17 protein-coding genes are annotated in these 17,420 nt (G+C 65.5%); 2 read left to right on the forward strand and 15 right to left on the reverse strand.

Translation table 11 applies throughout. The features are described 5' to 3' along the window. Window positions 1-12: 12 nt before the first annotated feature. The 11 genes from ACKAE7_RS04595 to truB form a co-directional block, all read right to left on the reverse strand. Window positions 13-1,356 (reverse strand): pitrilysin family protein, encoded by a 1,344-nt coding sequence (locus ACKAE7_RS04595; protein WP_190613507.1) that lies wholly within the window; start codon window positions 1,354-1,356, stop codon window positions 13-15. 125 nt (window positions 1,357-1,481) lie between these two features. Then, complete coding sequence (locus ACKAE7_RS04600; protein ID WP_408978614.1) at window positions 1,482-3,743, reverse strand: polyribonucleotide nucleotidyltransferase; 2,262 nt, start codon at window positions 3,741-3,743, stop codon at window positions 1,482-1,484. A 242-nt stretch (window positions 3,744-3,985) separates the two neighbouring features. Continuing rightward, window positions 3,986-4,255: a 30S ribosomal protein S15 gene (rpsO, locus tag ACKAE7_RS04605; RefSeq protein WP_013600532.1), complete on the reverse strand. Its 270-nt coding sequence runs from the start codon at window positions 4,253-4,255 to the stop codon at window positions 3,986-3,988. Window positions 4,256-4,438: 183 nt separating this feature from the next. Then, window positions 4,439-5,659 (reverse strand): kynureninase, encoded by a 1,221-nt coding sequence (kynU, locus tag ACKAE7_RS04610; RefSeq protein ID WP_408978607.1) that lies wholly within the window; start codon window positions 5,657-5,659, stop codon window positions 4,439-4,441. A gap of 61 nt (window positions 5,660-5,720) precedes the next feature. After that, window positions 5,721-6,575 carry a tryptophan 2,3-dioxygenase gene (kynA, locus tag ACKAE7_RS04615; protein WP_188809363.1) on the reverse strand — a complete coding sequence of 285 codons (855 nt, stop codon included), beginning with the start codon at window positions 6,573-6,575 and terminating at the stop codon, window positions 5,721-5,723. Between the two features lie 27 nt (window positions 6,576-6,602). Then, window positions 6,603-7,586, reverse strand: coding sequence for a bifunctional riboflavin kinase/FAD synthetase (locus tag ACKAE7_RS04620; RefSeq protein WP_408978608.1), 984 nt, complete (start codon window positions 7,584-7,586; stop codon window positions 6,603-6,605). 121 nt (window positions 7,587-7,707) lie between these two features. Continuing rightward, on the reverse strand, window positions 7,708-8,079 hold the full coding sequence (locus ACKAE7_RS04625; RefSeq protein WP_188809361.1) for a winged helix-turn-helix domain-containing protein: 372 nt from the start codon (window positions 8,077-8,079) through the stop codon (window positions 7,708-7,710). A gap of 22 nt (window positions 8,080-8,101) precedes the next feature. After that, on the reverse strand, window positions 8,102-9,133 hold the full coding sequence (locus tag ACKAE7_RS04630; protein WP_408978609.1) for a TerC family protein: 1,032 nt from the start codon (window positions 9,131-9,133) through the stop codon (window positions 8,102-8,104). Window positions 9,134-9,329: 196 nt separating this feature from the next. Then, window positions 9,330-9,788, reverse strand: coding sequence for a hypothetical protein (locus ACKAE7_RS04635; protein ID WP_104185514.1), 459 nt, complete (start codon window positions 9,786-9,788; stop codon window positions 9,330-9,332). A gap of 19 nt (window positions 9,789-9,807) precedes the next feature. Then, window positions 9,808-10,161, reverse strand: coding sequence for a hypothetical protein (locus ACKAE7_RS04640; protein WP_188809358.1), 354 nt, complete (start codon window positions 10,159-10,161; stop codon window positions 9,808-9,810). Window positions 10,162-10,163: 2 nt separating this feature from the next. Continuing rightward, window positions 10,164-11,102: a tRNA pseudouridine(55) synthase TruB gene (truB, locus tag ACKAE7_RS04645; protein WP_190613517.1), complete on the reverse strand. Its 939-nt coding sequence runs from the start codon at window positions 11,100-11,102 to the stop codon at window positions 10,164-10,166. A gap of 93 nt (window positions 11,103-11,195) precedes the next feature. On the opposite strand from truB, the gene ACKAE7_RS04650 reads away from it, so the two are divergent. Then, a complete protein-coding gene (locus ACKAE7_RS04650; protein WP_408978610.1) occupies window positions 11,196-12,377 on the forward strand; it encodes a pyridoxal phosphate-dependent aminotransferase in 1,182 nt (393 codons plus the stop codon). A gap of 16 nt (window positions 12,378-12,393) precedes the next feature. On the opposite strand, the gene trxA is transcribed toward ACKAE7_RS04650, so the two are convergent. Together trxA and ACKAE7_RS04660 are read right to left on the reverse strand one after the other, a co-directional pair. Further along, window positions 12,394-12,831, reverse strand: a complete 438-nt coding sequence (trxA, locus tag ACKAE7_RS04655) for a thioredoxin (protein ID WP_188809355.1) — start codon at window positions 12,829-12,831, stop codon at window positions 12,394-12,396. 2 nt (window positions 12,832-12,833) lie between these two features. Then, window positions 12,834-13,319 (reverse strand): nucleoside deaminase, encoded by a 486-nt coding sequence (locus tag ACKAE7_RS04660; RefSeq protein ID WP_188809354.1) that lies wholly within the window; start codon window positions 13,317-13,319, stop codon window positions 12,834-12,836. A gap of 179 nt (window positions 13,320-13,498) precedes the next feature. Between ACKAE7_RS04660 and ACKAE7_RS04665 the strand changes: the two genes are divergently transcribed. Beyond that, window positions 13,499-14,620: a ScyD/ScyE family protein gene (locus tag ACKAE7_RS04665; protein WP_408978611.1), complete on the forward strand. Its 1,122-nt coding sequence runs from the start codon at window positions 13,499-13,501 to the stop codon at window positions 14,618-14,620. Between the two features lie 75 nt (window positions 14,621-14,695). On the opposite strand, the gene rbfA is transcribed toward ACKAE7_RS04665, so the two are convergent. Together rbfA and infB are read right to left on the reverse strand one after the other, a co-directional pair. Next, entirely contained in the window at window positions 14,696-15,205 is a 510-nt protein-coding gene (rbfA, locus tag ACKAE7_RS04670; protein WP_188809352.1) for a 30S ribosome-binding factor RbfA, read from the reverse strand. 239 nt (window positions 15,206-15,444) lie between these two features. Next, window positions 15,445-17,420 (reverse strand): translation initiation factor IF-2 (gene infB / locus ACKAE7_RS04675; protein WP_408978612.1); only part of this gene is annotated, 1,976 nt, incomplete at its 5' end.

Below are 17,420 nucleotides of genomic sequence, written 5' to 3' on the forward strand. Positions count from 1 at the left end.
GGGGCCCGGAAGTCAGAAGCCGAAAGTTTCAGTCTCCTCGAACGGTCCCACCACGGTCACGGTCCGGGGTGCCGCAGCCAGTTCGGCCGCAAGTTCCTGGACCTGGTCGGCGGTGACAGCCTTGATCAGGCGCAGCGTTTCGTCAATGTCCTGGTATTCGCCGGAGACGAGTTCGGCGCGGCCCAGCCGCGACATCCGGGAACCTGTGTCCTCCAGCGCCAGCACGATTCCGCCACCCAGCTGGCCCACGGCCTTGCGGAGCTCGTCCTCGGAGATCCCGTGCTCAGCCAGTTTGTCCAGCTCAACAGCCAGCAACTCCAGGACCTGGCGCACCTTCGACGGGGTGCACCCGGCGTACATGCCGAAATAGCCGGCATCCGCGTAGGAGGACGCGAAGGAGTACGTGGAGTACACGAGCCCGCGCTTCTCCCGGATCTCCTGGAACAGGCGTGAGGACATGCCCCCGCCCAGCACGGCATTCAGGACGCTCATGACGTAGCGCCTCTCGTCCGTGGCCACGATGGTGGGGCAGCCCATGATGATGTTGGCCTGCTCCACGGCGCGCTTGACCACGTGCAGGCCTGCCGTCCCCGTGATGAGGGCGCGGTCGGTGGACCGGCGTTCCACCGGTGCGGCGTCGGACTTCAGCGACCAGCCGGCCGATTCGAGGGCATCCACCACGAGGTTGCAGACGACGTCGTGGTCCAGTCCCCCGGCTGCGGTAATGACCAGCTCATCCGGCCGGTAGTACCGCTGGTAGTGTTCCCACACCGAGTCGCGGGCCACGGCCTTGATGGCGTCGGGGGTACCGCCGATGGGGCGGCCCAGGGGGTGGCTGCCGAGCACGGCCGCCACAAAGTGCTCATGGGCGACGTCGGTGGGGTCATCGCTGTCCATCGCGATTTCCTCCAGGATGACGTCGCGCTCCTGCTCCATCTCAGCGGGGTCCAGGACAGCTCCGGTGATCATGTCCGCGATGACGTCAATGGCCATGGGCAGGTCAGAATCCAGGACGCGCGCGAAGTAGCACGTGCTTTCCTTGGCCGTAGCGGCGTTTGACTCGCCGCCCACCTCGTCGAAGGCCGAAGCGATTTCCAGGGCGGTACGGCGCCTGGTGCCCTTGAACAGGAGGTGTTCCAGGAAGTGAGTGGAGCCGTGCTGTCCCGGAGCCTCATCCCGTGAACCGACGCCCACCCAGAAACCAATGGTGGCCGACCGCTGCCCGGGCATCGCCTCGGTGAGTACCCGCACTCCCCCGGGCAGGACCGAGCGCCGGACTTCGGAGCCGCCGTCGGAACCATGGACCAGGGTATCGCCGGGGTGGTTCTGCTCGAGCGGCAGGGGTACAACAGTCATTGAGGCCTTTCAAAAGGGGCAGCCGGGATCTGGCTGCCATCGTAACAGCGGCGGGGCCGGTGGATCATCCACCGGCCCCGCCGCTTCATGCTTCAACCTGCAGGCCGTGCCCGCAAGGCGGAATGCTAGACGTCAGCGCCTTCAGCAGGTTCCGTGGCGTGGGCGCGCTCGGTCTCATCCGCGGCGCCTTCTTCCTCGGCAACTACGGGGGCGAGCGAGAGCTTTCCACGGTCGTCGATCTTGGTGATTTCCACCTGGACCTTCTGGCCGACAGAGACGACGTCGTCGACGTTGTCCACGCGCTTGCCGTTGGCCAGCTTGCGCAGCTCGGAGATGTGCAGGAGGCCGTCCTTGCCCGGGGTCAGCGAAACGAAGGCACCGAAGGTGGTGGTCTTGACGACCGTACCCAGGTAGCGCTCGCCGATTTCCGGGACCTGCGGGTTGGCGATGGCGTTGATGGCGGAGCGTGCTGCCTCGGCAGACGGACCGTTGGTGGCGCCAATGTAGACCGTGCCGTCGTCCTCGATGGAGATGTCAGCGCCGGTGTCTTCCTGGATCTGGTTGATCATCTTGCCCTTGGGGCCGATGACCTCGCCGATCTTGTCCACGGGGATCTTCACGGCGATGACGCGCGGCGCGAACTCGGAGAGCTCGTCCGGGGTGTCGATGGCGGAGTCGATGACCTCGAGGATGTGCAGGCGGGCTTCGCGTGCCTGCTTCAGGGCTGCTGCCAGCACTGAAGCGGGGATGCCGTCGAGCTTGGTGTCCAGCTGGATGGCCGTGACGAACTCGGACGTGCCGGCAACCTTGAAGTCCATGTCACCGAAGGCGTCTTCGGCGCCGAGGATATCGGTCAGGGCCGCGTAGCGGGTCTGACCGTCGACCTGGTCGGACACCAGGCCCATGGCGATACCGGCGACGGCGGCCTTCAGGGGCACACCGGCGTTCAGCATGGACAGGGTGGAGGCGCAGACGGAACCCATGGACGTCGAACCGTTGGAGCTGAGAGCCTCAGACACCTGGCGGATGGCGTAAGGGAATTCCTCGCGGGACGGCAGGACCGGCACGAGCGCGCGCTCTGCCAGGGCACCGTGGCCGATTTCGCGGCGCTTCGGCGAACCGACGCGGCCGGTCTCGCCGGTGGAGTACGGCGGGAAGTTGTAGTTGTGCATGTAACGCTTGGTCTTGACCGGTGACAGCGAGTCGATCTGCTGTTCCATCTTCAGCATGTTCAGCGTGGTGACACCCATGATCTGGGTCTCGCCGCGCTCGAAGATGGCCGAGCCGTGGACGCGAGGCAGGACCTCAACCTCGGCGGTGAGCTGGCGGATGTCCGTCAGGCCACGGCCGTCGATGCGGATCTGGTCCTTGAGGATGCGCTGGCGCACAACGTGCTTGGTGACCGAGCGGAACGCTGCGGACAGCTCCTTCTCGCGGCCTTCGAACTGGCCGGCCAGGGAAGAGATGACCTCGTCCTTCAGGGCGTCGGAAGCGTTGTCGCGCTCCTGCTTGTCAGCGATCTGGAAGACGGCGGTGAGCTTCTCAGCGGCAGCGGCCTCAACGGCGGCGTAGACGTCATCCTCGTAGTCCAGGAAGACCGGGAACTCGACGGTCGGCTTGGCTGCGCGGGCGGCGAGGTCGGCCTGGGCGTCGCACAGTGCCTTGATGAACGGCTTGGCAGCCTCGAGGCCCTCGGAGACAACCTCTTCGGTGGGAGCGGTGGCGCCCTGTTCCTTGATGAGGTTCCAGGAGTTGTCGGTAGCTTCGGCTTCCACCATCATGATGGCGACGTCGTCACCGGCGATACGGCCGGCAACAACCATGTTGAACACGGAGTTTTCCAGCTGGGAGTGCTTGGGGAAAGCAACCCACTGTGAACCGTTTTCGTCGGCAACGAGGGCAACGCGCACGCCGCCGATGGGGCCGGAGAACGGCAGGCCGGAAAGCTGGGTGGACATGGAGGAGGCGTTGATGGCCACCACGTCGTAGAGCTCGTCCGGGTTGATGGCCAGGACGGTCACCACGATCTGGACCTCGTTGCGCAGGCCCTTGATGAAGGCGGGGCGCAGCGGGCGGTCCATCAGGCGGCAGGCCAGGATGGCTTCGGTGGACGGGCGTCCCTCGCGGCGGAAGAACGAGCCCGGGATGCGGCCGGCAGCGTACATGCGCTCTTCGACGTCGACCGTCAGCGGGAAGAAGTCGAAGCCTTCACGCGGGTGCTTGCCGGCGGTGGTGGCGGACAGCAGTGCGGTGTCGTCGTCGATGTACACCATTGCTGCGCCGGCTGCCTGCTTGGCAAGGCGGCCGGTTTCAAAGCGGATAACCCGCTTGCCGAATCGGCCGTTGTCAATGACTGCTTCTGAGAACTGGATTTCGGGACCCTCCAAGAGAGTCACCTCCGTTTCTGTTTTTACGGAAGTCCAGCCGCATCAACCCAGCCAGCATCTGTCTACTGGCCCTGCACCCGGTCATCGATCGAGACCCACGGGCCGGGGCTGCCTTCAAGGGAGCCGTTCCCGGGGATCACTACCGAGGACCGCGAATGCGTGATGCGGTTGATCCTCCTGTTTAGTTATTCAGGTGAAGAAGGCGGCCCGTTCCACGGGGAAAGGGCCGCCCCAAAGTGTGACTAGCGGCGCAGGCCGAGGCGCTCGATGAGCGAACGGTAGCGGGCGATGTCAGTCTTCTTGAGGTAGCTCAGCATGCGCTTGCGACGACCAACCATGGCCAGCAGACCGCGCTGGGTGTGGTAATCGTGCTTGTGCTCCTTCATGTGCTCAGTCAGATCCTTGATCCGCTGGGTCAGGACAGCAACCTGGACCTCGGGTGAACCGGTGTCACCTTCGCCGGTTGCGTATTCCTTGATGATGGACTGCTTTACAGCGGCGTCAAGTGCCACAATATCTCCTTGGGATGTGCCGTGAGGGCCCAGGTCAGAACTTCACTGCCGGGTCTGCTGCCGCGGCTGGCAACCGGAAACCGGTCAGCGCCGTACGCAACAGGAGCCAGCCGCCACGGACTGCAGCCGGATCCATCGTTTAGTTTACCGGCCCCTGCCTAATCTTGTCGAAAGGGGCCCGCGTCATGCGTGGAGGCGGTTCCGCATTGCCTCCATGCCCTGCAGGACCTCCCGGAAACTGGTGCTCAGCGGAGAGAGGCCCACCCGGATGCCGTGCGGCGCACGGAAGTCAGGAATAACGTCCCCGTCCCAGAGCGCCTCCACCGTTGCCTTCGTAAACTCCGCGTGGTCCACCGTGATGTGGCTCCCACGCCGGGCGGGGTCGCGGGGCGTCGCCAGCTCCGCCCCGAGGGGAGCCAGCAGGGCGTCAAAAACCTCGACGGCGAAGGCTGTCAGCTTCTCCGATTTCTCCCGGATGGCAGCCATGGACGCTTCCTCGACCAGGTCAAGGGTGCCCTTCATGGCGATCATGCCGAAGATGGCGGGCGTCCCGCTGAGGAAGCCGCAGATCCCGGCGGCCGGCTCGTATCCTGCAGCCATCTCAAAGGCGTCCTTGCGGCCCATCCACCCCCAGATCGGCTGGTTGAGCGACGGCAGGTGCCGGTGGTTCACGTAGGCAAAAGCGGGCGACCCCGGTCCCCCGTTGAGGTATTTGTAGGTGCAGCCGGCGGCGAAGTCCACGCCCGCATCATCCAGCCCGATCTCCACCGACCCCGCGGAATGGCACAGGTCCCACACCACCAGTGCGCCGGCGTCGTGCACTGCCGCCGTGATGGCGGGAAGGTCGGCCAGGTGGCCGGAACGGTAGGCGATCTGGCTGAGGAGGACGACGGCGGTACGCGGTCCGGTTGCCTCGCGCACCTGTTCAACGGTTACCCCGGCGGCCGGATCAGCCTGGATCCAGCGGAGGGTCAGCCCCTCTTCCAGCGCTATGCCTTCCACCAGGTAGCGGTCCGTGGGAAAGTTTTCGGTGTCCAGGACCAGCTCGTTGCGGTCGGGGCTGGCCACCGCGGCGAGGGCGGCACGGATCAGTTTGTACAGCACCACGGTGGTGGAGTCCGCAATGATGGTCTGGCCGGGAGCCGCTCCCAGCACTGCCCGGCCCAGCTGGTCACCGATGGCCTGGGGCATCGCGAGCCAGTGTTCATCCCAGCCGCGGATGAGGCGGCCTCCCCAGTCGTCGCGGATGAAGGCGGCGACGTCGTCGGCGGTCCGCTTGAGGGGCCGGCCCAGGGAGTTGCCGTCCAGGTAGGACACGGGGGCGTCCGAGCCGATGAAGTGGTGGCGGTAGTGGGCCAGCGGATCATGGCTGTCCAGCTCTTCCGCGCGCTGCTGCAAAGTCATGGCTGCCTTCCGTGGACGGGCTGGTGGTTGGTGCCCGGGCGGAACGTCCCCTGGTGCGTGCTCATTGGCCGATTTCCGTCCGGACTGCGAACAGTTCAGGGAAGAACGTCAGTTCCAGGGCTTTCTGCAGGAACGCCGCGCCGCTCGAGCCGCCAGTGCCCGCCTTCATGCCGATGGTCCGCTGGACCGTCCGGAGGTGCCGGAACCGCCACAGCTGGAAATTGTCCTCAAGGTCCACCAGCTCCTCGCAGGCCTCGTACGCGCCCCAGTTGGCTGCGGCGTTCTCGTAGATGTGCTTGAACAGTGGCACCAGTTCCGGTGTGTACTCGTGGGCCCTGGTCACGTCCCGCTGGAGGACCGACGCCGGAACGTCGAAGCCCTGCCGCGCGAGGTAGCCCAGGAATTCGTCGTAGATGCTGGGGGCTGCCAGCAGTTCCTCCAGCATGGCGTGCGCTTCCGGGTCCGACTCGAACACCGGGAGCATCTTGCGGTTCTTGTTGCCCAGCACGAACTCCACGGCCCGGTACTGGCTCGACTGGAAGCCCGAGGAGTTGCCCAGGAAGCCGCGGAACTGGGAATACTCGGTGGGGGTCAGCGTGGCAAGGACCGACCACTGCTCGGTCAGGGTCTTCTGGATGTGTTTAACCCGGGCAATGCCCTTCAGCGCCGATCCGAGGTCATCGGCCCGGAGCCACGCCGCCGCGCTGCGCAGTTCATGCAGGACCAGCTTGAGCCACAGCTCGGTGGTCTGGTGCTGGATGATGAAGAGCATTTCATCGTGGTGCTCGGGCTCACTGACCGGCTGCTGCGCACTGAGGAGGGTTGGCAGCTGGAGGTAGGAGGCGTAGCTCATCCGTGAGCTGAAGTCGCGGACGATGCCTTTGTCCAGCTTCCGGGTGTTCTTTTCGACGGACACGGTGCTGCCTTTCCCTGGTGGGCGCCCCTAGCGCCGGGCCAGCAGCTCGTGTGCCTGGACGACGTCCAGGCGCATCTGCTCCACGAGTGCTTCCGGCCCACGGTAGGCCACCATGCCCCGGAGGCGGGCAACGAATTCCACAACTACTGTCTGGCCGTACAGATCGAAGTCGTCCACGTCCTCTTTTGGCCGGTCGATCACGTGGGCTTCCACCTGGCGGCTGACGCCGTCGAATGTGGGGTTTGAGCCCACGGAGATAGCCGCGGGCCACCGGGTCCCCACCTGGTCCACCAGCCAGCCGGCGTAAATGCCGTCGGCAGGAACCAGTCCGCTGGCGTTGCTGGCCAGGTTTGCGGTGGGGAATCCGAGCGCACGGCCGCGTGCGGCGCCGTGGACAACTTCGCCGCGCATCCGGTGCGGGCGTCCCAGGACAGCGGACGCCGTTGCAACGTCACCTTCCTGCAGGGCTTCCCGCACCCAGGTGGAGGAACAGCGGCGGTCCGTGCCGTCGTCGTCATGCAGGGGGTAGCCCTCGGAGCCGAACTCACTGATCACCTGCACCTCGAACCCGAACTTCCGGCCGAGCTCCTTCATGGTGTCCAGGTCCCCTGAGTTGCCGCGGCCGAAGCGTACGTCGTGGCCGATCACAACATGGCCGGCATGCAGGCAGTCCACAAGGTACTGCTCCACGAATTCCTCGGGGGTGAGGCTGGCCAGGTCCAGCGAATACTTCATGACCAGGATGGCGTCCAGGCCCAACTCCCCCAGCGCCTCCAGCTTGTCCTGCAAGCCCATGATCAGCTCGGGCGCGGACTCGGGACGGTGGACCTGGGCCGGGTGCGGGTCGAAGGTGACCACAACGGCTTTGGACCTTGTGATCCGCGCCGTGCGGATAAGTTCGGACAGCACCTGCTGGTGCCCCCGGTGAACGCCGTCGAAGTTCCCGATCGTGACCACAGATGGGCCGAAGTCCGCCGGGACCTCGGACGGATCGTTCCAGATGTAGACCATCACCCTCGCCTTAACAGCTTGCAAGTATCAATGTTCGGGCCTGGTACCGGCCGCGGAACTCTCTAAGATTACCCGCATTCGGGGGCCCGCCCGGACGCCGGGAACGCCGCGGGCCGGGCTGTTACTTTTCCGCCGCCGCTGCCGGCCCCTCGCCCGGAGCCGGTGCGGCAAACAGGCGGATCAGCCCGTCCACTTCCTGTGCAGCAGTTGCAGGATGCCGGAAATGCTGGTGGGGCCGGATGGTGTAGTGGGTCCTGCGTCCCACCCTTGCCCGCTGGAGGTATCCCGCACTTTCAAGGTCCTTGAGGATCTGGAGGGCGGCCCGGGTGGTGATGCCCACCCGCTCGGCGATGTCTGCCACCAGGATGTCCGGGTCCCTCGCCACGGAGAGCAGGACATGGCCGTGGTTGGTGAGAAACGTCCAGGCGGGCCGGGCGGGCCCGCCTGGGCGTGGAGCTTCCTGGCCGCTGTCGGCAGAACTTTCAGCTGTCATGGATGCTCCGTTGTATTTGGCGTCATTGATGGTCGGTCCTGCTTGGCACCCGGCGGCGCCACAACGGTTCCAGGGCGGCCACGTCCTCGGGAGATGCGGTTCCGAACGGTGCACTCTCCGGCGCGGGAAGCGGCCGGCGCCCTTGGCCCCGGGTTGCCCACAGGCTTGCTGCCACCGATACGAGGAGGATCATGGCAATGACCGCCAGGGAAACGGGCGTGGGGATGTAGTAGATGTCGATCTTCAGGAACATCTTAATGCCCACCCAGATCAGGACGAGCGCCAGGCCGGTCTTGAGGTAGATGAACCGGTGGATAAGGTCCGCCAGGAGGAAGTACATGGCCCGGAGGCCCAGGATGGCGAACGCGTTTGCGGTGAACACCAGGAACACGTCATCGGTGACGGCGAAGATCGCGGGGATGGAGTCAACGGCGAAGATGATGTCCGTGACCTCGACGAGGACCAGGACCGCCAGCAGCGGGGTGGCCAGGAGGACGCCCTGCCGCCGGATGAGGAACCGCTGCCCGTGGAAATCATTGGTCATGGGTACGTGCCGGCGGAACAGCTTCAACGCCCGGGACTTCTCCGGATCCAGGTGGTCGTCCCGGTGCCGGATCATCCGGTAGCCGGTAATAAGCAGGAACGCCGCGAAAATGTAGAGCACCCACCCCGCGCTGGCGATGATGGCGGCGCCTGCGGCGATGAAGATGCCCCGGAACACCAGGGCGCCCAGGACACCGAAGAAGAGGACGCGGTGCTGGTACTCCCGGGGCACCGCGAAGTAGGTGAAGATGATGGCCCAGATAAAGACGTTGTCCACGGCGAGGGACTTCTCGATCAGGTAGCCGGCAAAATATTGCTGGCCATACTCCGCACCGTAAACCTGCCACACCAGCACGCCGAAGCCAACACCGAAGGCGACCCAGACTGCAGACCACAATGCCGCCTCCCGCACCCTGATCACATGGGCTTTACGGTGCGCGAAGAGGTCAAGGGCAAGCATCAGGACAATAAAAAGAAGTACGGCCAGCCAGGCCCATAGGGGAACGTTCATCAGGGGAAACCTGCTTCCAGTCAGATGTACCAACTGGAGGTCTTTCCCGGCTCCCTGCAGGAGCCTGCCCCGCCGGGCCGCTCAGGGGCGGCCGGACTGACGACGAGGCATTCGGGGGATACTCCCCTCCACAGAAAATAGTGAAGCATATTTCATGTGTTCCGGCAAGGGGCCGCCAGTCCCGGAGGAAAGTTCCTCAGGCGGAGGTCCGTGCCTCCGGGCGCCGGCGGTACAGCCACACCAGCCCCAAAATGGGCAGCAGCAGCGGGATAAAGGCATAGCCGCGGCCAAACAGCGACCAGACGGTTTCATGCGGGAACTGGACGGGGTCGAAGAGGCTCAGGGCGCCAACCACCAGCACCCCGACAAGTTCCACCAGCACTGCGGCAACCGATACCTTGAACCAAGTGCTTCCGGCCTTGGCCAGCGAGACGGTGGCCACCACGTACACGACGGCGGCGAAGGCGGAGAGCAGGTACGCGAGCGGCGCCTCGGAGAACTTGGTGAGGATCTGGTAGCCCGCCCGCGCCGAGGCGGAAATCGCGAAGACCGCGTAGACGGCTATCAACAGCCGCCCGGGGCCGGTGTTGCGGCTGTTGGAGGCGCTGCTGCCGGCGTGGTCCTGCCCGGCGGTTGTGGTGTGCTGGTCTTTCACGTTGCGTGCTTCTTCCACTTCAGTACCAGATCTGGTTCATGCGGGCAGCCATGACCAGCGCGGTAACGCCGACGGCGGCCAGGACAAAGTTGCTCCACCTGGTCCGTTCCAGGATGGACCAGTAGACGGCGGCCGGGGGCAGGAGCATGGCTGTGACCAGGTAGCCCCAGAACTCCCACGCCTCGCCGGCGATGGCTTCGCCGGCAACCACCCGGATGACGGATCCCACCAGGTAGACGAGGAGGGCGACCTCCACCGCGGCCACGGACAGGATCGTGACGTCGTTCGGCGCCTTCTTGAGGATGCCCGCCGCAAGGCACACCGCCGTGGACAGGAGCCCGACCACCAGGATGATGTAGAAATACGCGTCCACCGTCAGCCCTCCGCCGTGTGGCCGGCTGAGGGGGCGCCGTTGCCGGGCGCGAACACCAGCACGGGTTTGGCGAAGCTGCCCGCATCGGCCAGGAGTGCCACCAGGCTTCCGTCCGGCGCGAAAGCGGCTGCGGGGTGGTCGGCGGTGGCAGCGTCGGGGCTTCCGGGGGCGGCGCCGGCGGCGATGCGCCGGCCAAAGGAGATCTCGGTGGTTTCTTCTGCGCTGAGCTCGCGGTTAGGCATCAGGGCCCGGGCAGCCTGCGACATTTCCAGCACGTTGAGCTCCTCGGCCAGCTGGTCCAGGGTGCGCGCCTGGTCCAGTGAGTAGGGGCCCACGTGGGTCCTGCGGAGCGCGGTGAGGTGTCCGCCCACTCCCAGTGCATTGCCCAGGTCCCGGGCGAGGGCGCGGATGTACGTGCCGGAGGAGCATTCCACGGTGACGTCCAGGTCCACGACGTCCGCCTCGGGGTCCCGCCGGATGGCGTGCACCTCGAACCTGTGGATGGTGACAGGGCGGGCGGCCAGTTTCACGTCTTCGCCGGACCGTACCCGCGCGTAGGCGCGTTCCCCGTTGACCTTGATGGCGCTGACGCTGCTGGGCACCTGCTGGATGTCGCCCGTCAAGGCCGCAACGCCGTCGTACATTGCCTGCTCGCTGACCCCGGACGTGCCGGCCGTGGCAATGACGTCGCCTTCGGCGTCGTCCGTCACGGTGGACTGGCCCAGGCGAATGGTGGCGGTGTAGGTCTTGGAGGTGCCCACGATGTAGGTGAGCAGCCGTGTTGCCTTGTTGATGCCCACCACCAGGACGCCGGTGGCCATGGGGTCAAGCGTTCCGGCATGCCCTACTTTCCGGGTACCTGCGAGGCGCCGCATCCGGCCAACCACATCATGGCTGGTCCATCCCTGCGGCTTGTCCACTATCACCAGTCCAGAAAGCACGCCTCCCAGTATATCGGCGCTGGTCCCGGCCCCTGCCCACGCCCGGGCACCGGCACTCCGGAGGCGGTTCCAGCGCCAGCTAGGATGGCAGGCATGCCTGAGCTTGCCGCCCATGTCCGCGACGTGCCCGTCAACCAGATCCGCGAAATCACCGAGGCCGCGTGGCGCACCCCCGGCGCCCTGGTGCTCAGCATCGGCGAGCCTGGCTTTCCGGTCCCCCGGCATGTGCTCGAAGCAGCCATGGCGTGCCTGGACCGGGATGAGACGAATTACACTCCGAACGCCGGCATCCCGGCACTGCGGGAAGCGTTCGCGGCGCGGTTCCGCGAACGCGCCGGCACCAGCCCCGGCGGCATCGACAGCATCGGCGCCGACCGGGTGTACGTGGTGGACGGCGCCCAGCAGGGCCTGCACTTTGCCATGAGCCTGCTGCTCTCCCCCGGCGACGAAATCCTGGTCCCCAACCCCGGCTACCCCACCTTTGCGATGACCGCCCGGCTGCTGAACGCTGTCCCCGTGGGCTACCCGCTCTACCCGGACCACGGTTTCCAGCCCAGGCCCGCGGACATCGAGGCGCTCGTCACTGACCGCACGCGGGTACTGGTCCTGAACTCCCCCTCCAACCCGCTCGGCGCCGTGCTGGGCGAGGACCTGACCCGGGAACTGATGGATCTGGCCCGCCGTCACGATCTCTGGGTCATCTCCGACGAATGCTATGAGGCCTTCACCTACGATGTGCCGCACGTCAGCCCCGCAAGGTTCGACGGCGATGCGCCGGGTGACGCGCGCGTCTTCACCTCCCTGACCCTGTCCAAGACCTACGGGCTCACCGGGCTGCGCATCGGCGCGCTGATCTGCCCGCCGGGCATCAAGCAGAAGATGGACAACGTGATGGAGGCGATTGTCTCCTGCGTCGCTTCACCGTCCCAGTACGCTGCACTTGCTGCCCTGACCGGGCCGCAAGACTATGTGCAGCACGCTCACGGGCACTATCGGGCGAACCGCGATGCGGCGTCCGCCGTGCTTGACGCGAAGGGCATCCCTTACCTCAAGGCGCAGGGAGCCTTCTATTTGTGGGCGGATGTCTCCCATGCAACGGGCGGGGACGTCCGCAGCTGGGTGCGCCGGTTCCTCGCAGATTCGGGTGTTGCCCTGGCCCCGGGGACTGCCTTCGGTTCCATCGGCGAAGGGTGGGTCCGGGTGGCCCTGTGCGGACGGCAGGAAGACCTGGTGGAGGGGCTGGGCCGGTTGCCGGGCCGGACCCGGCAGGGTTAGTGCCGCCGTGGCGGGGCTAGTTTCCCTTTCCCGCCAGCGCACCGTCCAGCCACGAACGCAGTACCTCCGCGGGGGCCGCCCCAGCCTGGCGGGCTGCCACTTTGCCGTCAACCATCACCATCAGCGTGGGAATTGCCTGTACATCGAATCTGCGCGACAGGCCCGGAGACTTGTCCACGTCCACCTTGACGAGCTTGATCCGGCCGGGCCGGTCCCGGGCCAGCTTGTCCAGCACCGGGCTCACCATGCGGCATGGGCCGCACCAGGCAGCCCAGAAGTCCACGAGCACGGGAACGGGTGACTGCTCGGCGACGGCCGCGAAGTCCGCATCCCCCGCGGCCACAATCCAGGGCAGGTCCGCTTTGCAGTTGCCGCAGCGCGGCCGGCCTGCCGCCTGGGCGGGGACCCTGTTGGTCTTTCCGCAGTCTGGACAGGTGGTGAGCGCAGGTTCCATTCCTAGTATTCCTTCCTGCCGGCAAAGTCCCCCCACGCCTGGAAGGGCGCGTGCGACGACGGGATGTCGCTTCGGGTGACGGGCAACAGTTCCGGCCGGGTCCCGTCGAAGTACTCGTAGAAAACTGCGTCGTCGAAACCTGCGGCGGCGGCGCCGTGGCGGTCGGCGGCGAAGTAGACGCGGTCGATCCGTGCCCACAGTGCGGACGCCAGGCACAGCGGGCAGGGCTCGCAGCTCGCATAGAGGACCGCTCCCTGCAGGTCATAGCTGGCTATCGCCGTTGCTGCGGCCCGGATGGCCACCACTTCGGCGTGGGCGGTGGGATCGTTATCCAGGGTTACGCGGTTGACGCCTTCATGCACCCGCCCGTCGGCGGTCACCACCAGCGCGCCGAACGGTCCCCCTCCTGCGCCGACGTTCCGGGTGGCCAGCTCCACGGCCTGCTCGAGGTACTTCGCGGTGTGGTCGGTCTCATTCGGCTCAGTCATAGCTAGATCCTAATCACTGGGGCTGAGATTAGGGGGTGGAATTAGGGGGCTGATAGGGGGAAATCCCCGCGACATTCTTACTGTGCAGGAATAATCTGGCGCCGGGGGGTTCCGAATTTCTAGCCTCCTGCCGGGAGGCTCCTTATCCGCCACGTTAAGGCCCCAAACCGGAGTACCCAATGAAGATTAAATTTTCGATCGTCGCGTTGCTCGCTGCTGCGGCGACAGTTGTTCCTGCCGGGGCCGCAGCCGCGGTTTCCACCCTCGAGCACACAACGCCCCGGACGCTGGCTGAGGGCCTGACCGCGCCTCTAAGCCTTACCGTAACCTACGATAAATCCGTCCTGGTGTCCCAGAACTTCTCCGGCCTGCTCAGCCGCGTCAACGACGACGGCTCCACTACTGCCCTCTACCAGGGGGAACAGGGTTGGAGCGTCGGAGGCGTTGAAACCCGGCATGGCACGAGGTACTTCGTGGAGAACGCAGGCGCCGGGGAAGGTGATCCGGCCGCCCTCAAAGGGTACTTGAAGTCCCTCGACCCAGAGGGAGAGGTGCATACGCTTGCCGATCTCGCCAGCCATGAACGGGACAAGAACCCTGATGGCGCCCAGCACTACGGTTTTGGACCCGACGTACCGGATTCCTGCCTGGCCGAGTGGCCCGCCTTCCCGCCGGCCCGGTACCAGGGCGGCCTGGACTCGAATCCCTACGCCGTGGCAATACGGGGTGATAAGGCGTACATCGCGGATGCGGGAGCAAACGCAATCCTGGAAGTGGACCTGGAATCAGGGGACGTTGACACGCTGGCAGTCCTGCCGCCCCGGCCTGCAGTGATCCCCGCGGGGACCAGGATCCCCGTGGACATGGCCGGGACCACCGTAGAAGTTCCTGCGTGCGTTGTGGGGCACGAATACGCCTTTGAGCCTGTGCCGACGGACCTGGAGTTCGGCCCGGACGGCCGGCTGTACGTCACGTCACTTCCGGGTGGGCCTGAGGATCCTTCCCTGGGAGCCCGGGGTGCCATCTTCCGCGTGAACCCTTCCACCGGCAGCACCAAGGTGTGGGCGGAAGGCATCCTGAGCCCCACCGGCCTGGCCATTGCCGACGACGGCGACGTCTATGTGGCGTCCCTGTTCGGCAACGAGATCATTGAGTTTGATGCCTCCAGCCGCCACAGGTCACAGTTCCTCGCGATCGACGGCCCGGCTGCAGTGGAAATCCGCGGAAACTCGCTCTATGCAACGGCCGGTTTCAGTTTCGCTGATCCCACTCAGGGAAGGGTCATCAAAATAGGCCTGTAACGGAAAGGAACACTTACCGGCACAGCAGAAGGCCCGGACCACATCGGCGGTCCGGGCCTTCTGCTGTGCTGACGGTTACTTGTGGCCGTCTTCGTCGAGTTCCCCGTCGTCGCTGAGGTCAAGGTCCTCTTCGTCGAAGTCGTCCTCGTCGATGTCCACCTCTGCCGCTACGTCGCTCTTGTACGGATCGGCATCGCCTGCATGCTTGGCCTGGGCAGCCAGTGCGGCAACCTCAGCGTCGCGCTTCTTCGCCTCGCGCAACAGCTCCTCAAGGTTGGAGGCAACCACGGGAATCTGGTCCGCCACGAACTCCAGGCTGGGAGTCAGCCGGACAGTAATGTTCCGGCCAACCTCCTGCCGAAGCACACCCTTGGCCTTCTCCAGTCCCTTGGCAGCATCGGCCTGGACAGCCTGGTCACCAAAAACGGTGTAGTAGACAGTGGCGTGCTGCAGATCATTGGTCACCCGGGCATCGGTAACAGTAATGCCCTCCAGCCGGGGATCCTTAACCTTCCGGCCCAGGGCCTCAGCAACAACAACCTTAATCCGCTGCGCCAACTTGGCAGCACGTGCCGGATCAGCCATGAACAACTCCTAGAAAAATTTGGAACGTACGACGGCAGTCTGGTGAGGCTGCGCGCACGTTAGGTTTTTGGCCACGCACCCAACGTGAGTCATCAACAGACCCGTTGGAATTTTCCGGCGGCCTGGGAGTGGCATCGGGCCTGCCGGAGCTGGGCGGCAAAGGATCGCAGATCCGTTGCCGCCCAGCGTAGGGGCGGGGCCGCCGGGAAATTCCGACGGCACCCACCTAAACGAACACGTTAGACGCGCGGCTTCTCACGCATCTCGAAGGTCTCGATGATGTCGCCTTCGTTGATGTCGTTGTACGAGCCAAGGCCGATACCACACTCGAAGTCCGTGCGGACCTCGGTGGCGTCGTCCTTGAAGCGCTTGAGCGTCTCAACGGTGAGGTTGTCACCGATGATCTTGCCGTCGCGGCTGATGCGTGCCTTGGTGTTGCGGCGGATGATGCCCGAGCGGACGATCGAGCCTGCGATGTTTCCGAACTTGGAGGAGCGGAAGACTTCGCGGACCTCGGCGGTGCCCAGCTGGAATTCTTCGTATTCCGGCTTGAGCATGCCCTTGAGCGCCATCTCGATGTCATCGATTGCGGAGTAGATGACGGAGTAGAAGCGCATGTCCACGCCTTCGCGGTCTGCCAGCTCGGCAACGCGCTCGGCAGGCTTGACGTTGAAGCCGATGATGACGGCGCTGTCCACTGTTGCCAGGTTGACGTCGTTCTGCGTGATGGCACCAACGCCGCGGTGGATGACGCGCAGCTGCACGCCTTCGCCGACGTCGATCTTGAGCAGGGCGTCTTCGAGGGCTTCCACGGCACCGGACACGTCACCCTTGAGGATGAGGTTGAGGGTGTCGATCTTGCCGTCGGCCACTGCCTGGTCGAAGTCTTCCAGGCTGATGCGCTTGCGGCGCTTGGCCAGGGCGGCGTTGCGGTCGGCTGCTTCACGCTTCTCGGCGATCTGGCGGGCGGTGCGCTCGTCAGCGGTCACGAAGAAGGTGTCGCCTGCACGCGGCACGTTGGACAGACCCAGCACCTGCACGGGGCGGGACGGGCCGGCCTCGGTCAGGGCGCTGCCGTCGTCGTCGAACATTGCGCGGACGCGGCCGTGGGCCGTGCCTGCAACGATCGTATCGCCGACGCGCAAGGTACCGGACTGAACCAGGACGGTGGCAACCGCACCGCGGCCCTTGTCCAGGTTGGCTTCGATCGCGATACCGCGGGCGTCCTTGTTCGGGTTGGCGCGCATGTCCAGGGCAGCGTCTGCGGTGAGCAGGACGGCCTCGAGCAGCTCGTCGATGTTGAGGTTCTGGCGGGCAGAGACCTCAACGAACATGGTGTCGCCACCGTACTCTTCGGGAACCAGTCCGTACTCGGTCAGCTGGCCGCGGACCTTCTCCGGGTTGGCGCCTTCCTTGTCGATCTTGTTCACAGCCACGACGATCGGCACGTTGGCCGCCTGCGCGTGGTTGAGTGCTTCAACGGTCTGCGGCATAACGCCGTCGTCCGCTGCGACCACCAGGATGGCGATGTCGGTGACCTTCGCACCACGGGCGCGCATGGCGGTGAACGCCTCGTGGCCCGGGGTATCGATGAAGGTGATCTTGCGGTCGTCGCCCTCGTGGTTGTGGGTGACCTGGTAGGCACCGATGTGCTGGGTGATGCCGCCGTGTTCGCCGGCCATGACGTCCGACTTGCGGATGGCATCGAGCAGGCGGGTCTTACCGTGGTCCACGTGGCCCATGACGGTGACAACCGGAGGACGGGCCTCAAGTTCTTCGTCGCCTTCGGCTTCGAGTTCGGCATCGAAGTCGATGTCGAACCCGGAGAGCAGCTCGCGCTCCTCGTCTTCCGGGGACACAACCTGGAGCTTGTAGCCAAGCTCCTCGCCCAGCAGGGCAAAGGTCTCTTCATCCAGCGACTGCGTGGCCGTGGCCATTTCACCGAGGTGGAAGAGGACGGTCACCAGCGCGGCGGGGTTTGCCTCGATCTTGTCGGCGAAGTCCGTGATGGACGAGCCGCGGCGCAGCCGGATCACAGTGTTGCCGTCGCCGCGGGGTACGCTCACGCCACCCAGCGACGGGGCACTCATCTGCTCAAGTTCCTGGCGCTTTGCACGCTTCGACTTGCGCTGCTTGCCACGTCCGGCGCCGCCCTTGCCGAAGGCACCCTGGGTGCCGCCGCGGCCGCGGCCGCCCTTGCCGAAGCCACCGGCGG

The organism is Pseudarthrobacter sp. NKDBFgelt, from assembly GCF_046097905.1.
Taxonomy (GTDB): Bacteria; Actinomycetota; Actinomycetes; order Actinomycetales; family Micrococcaceae; genus Arthrobacter; species Arthrobacter polychromogenes.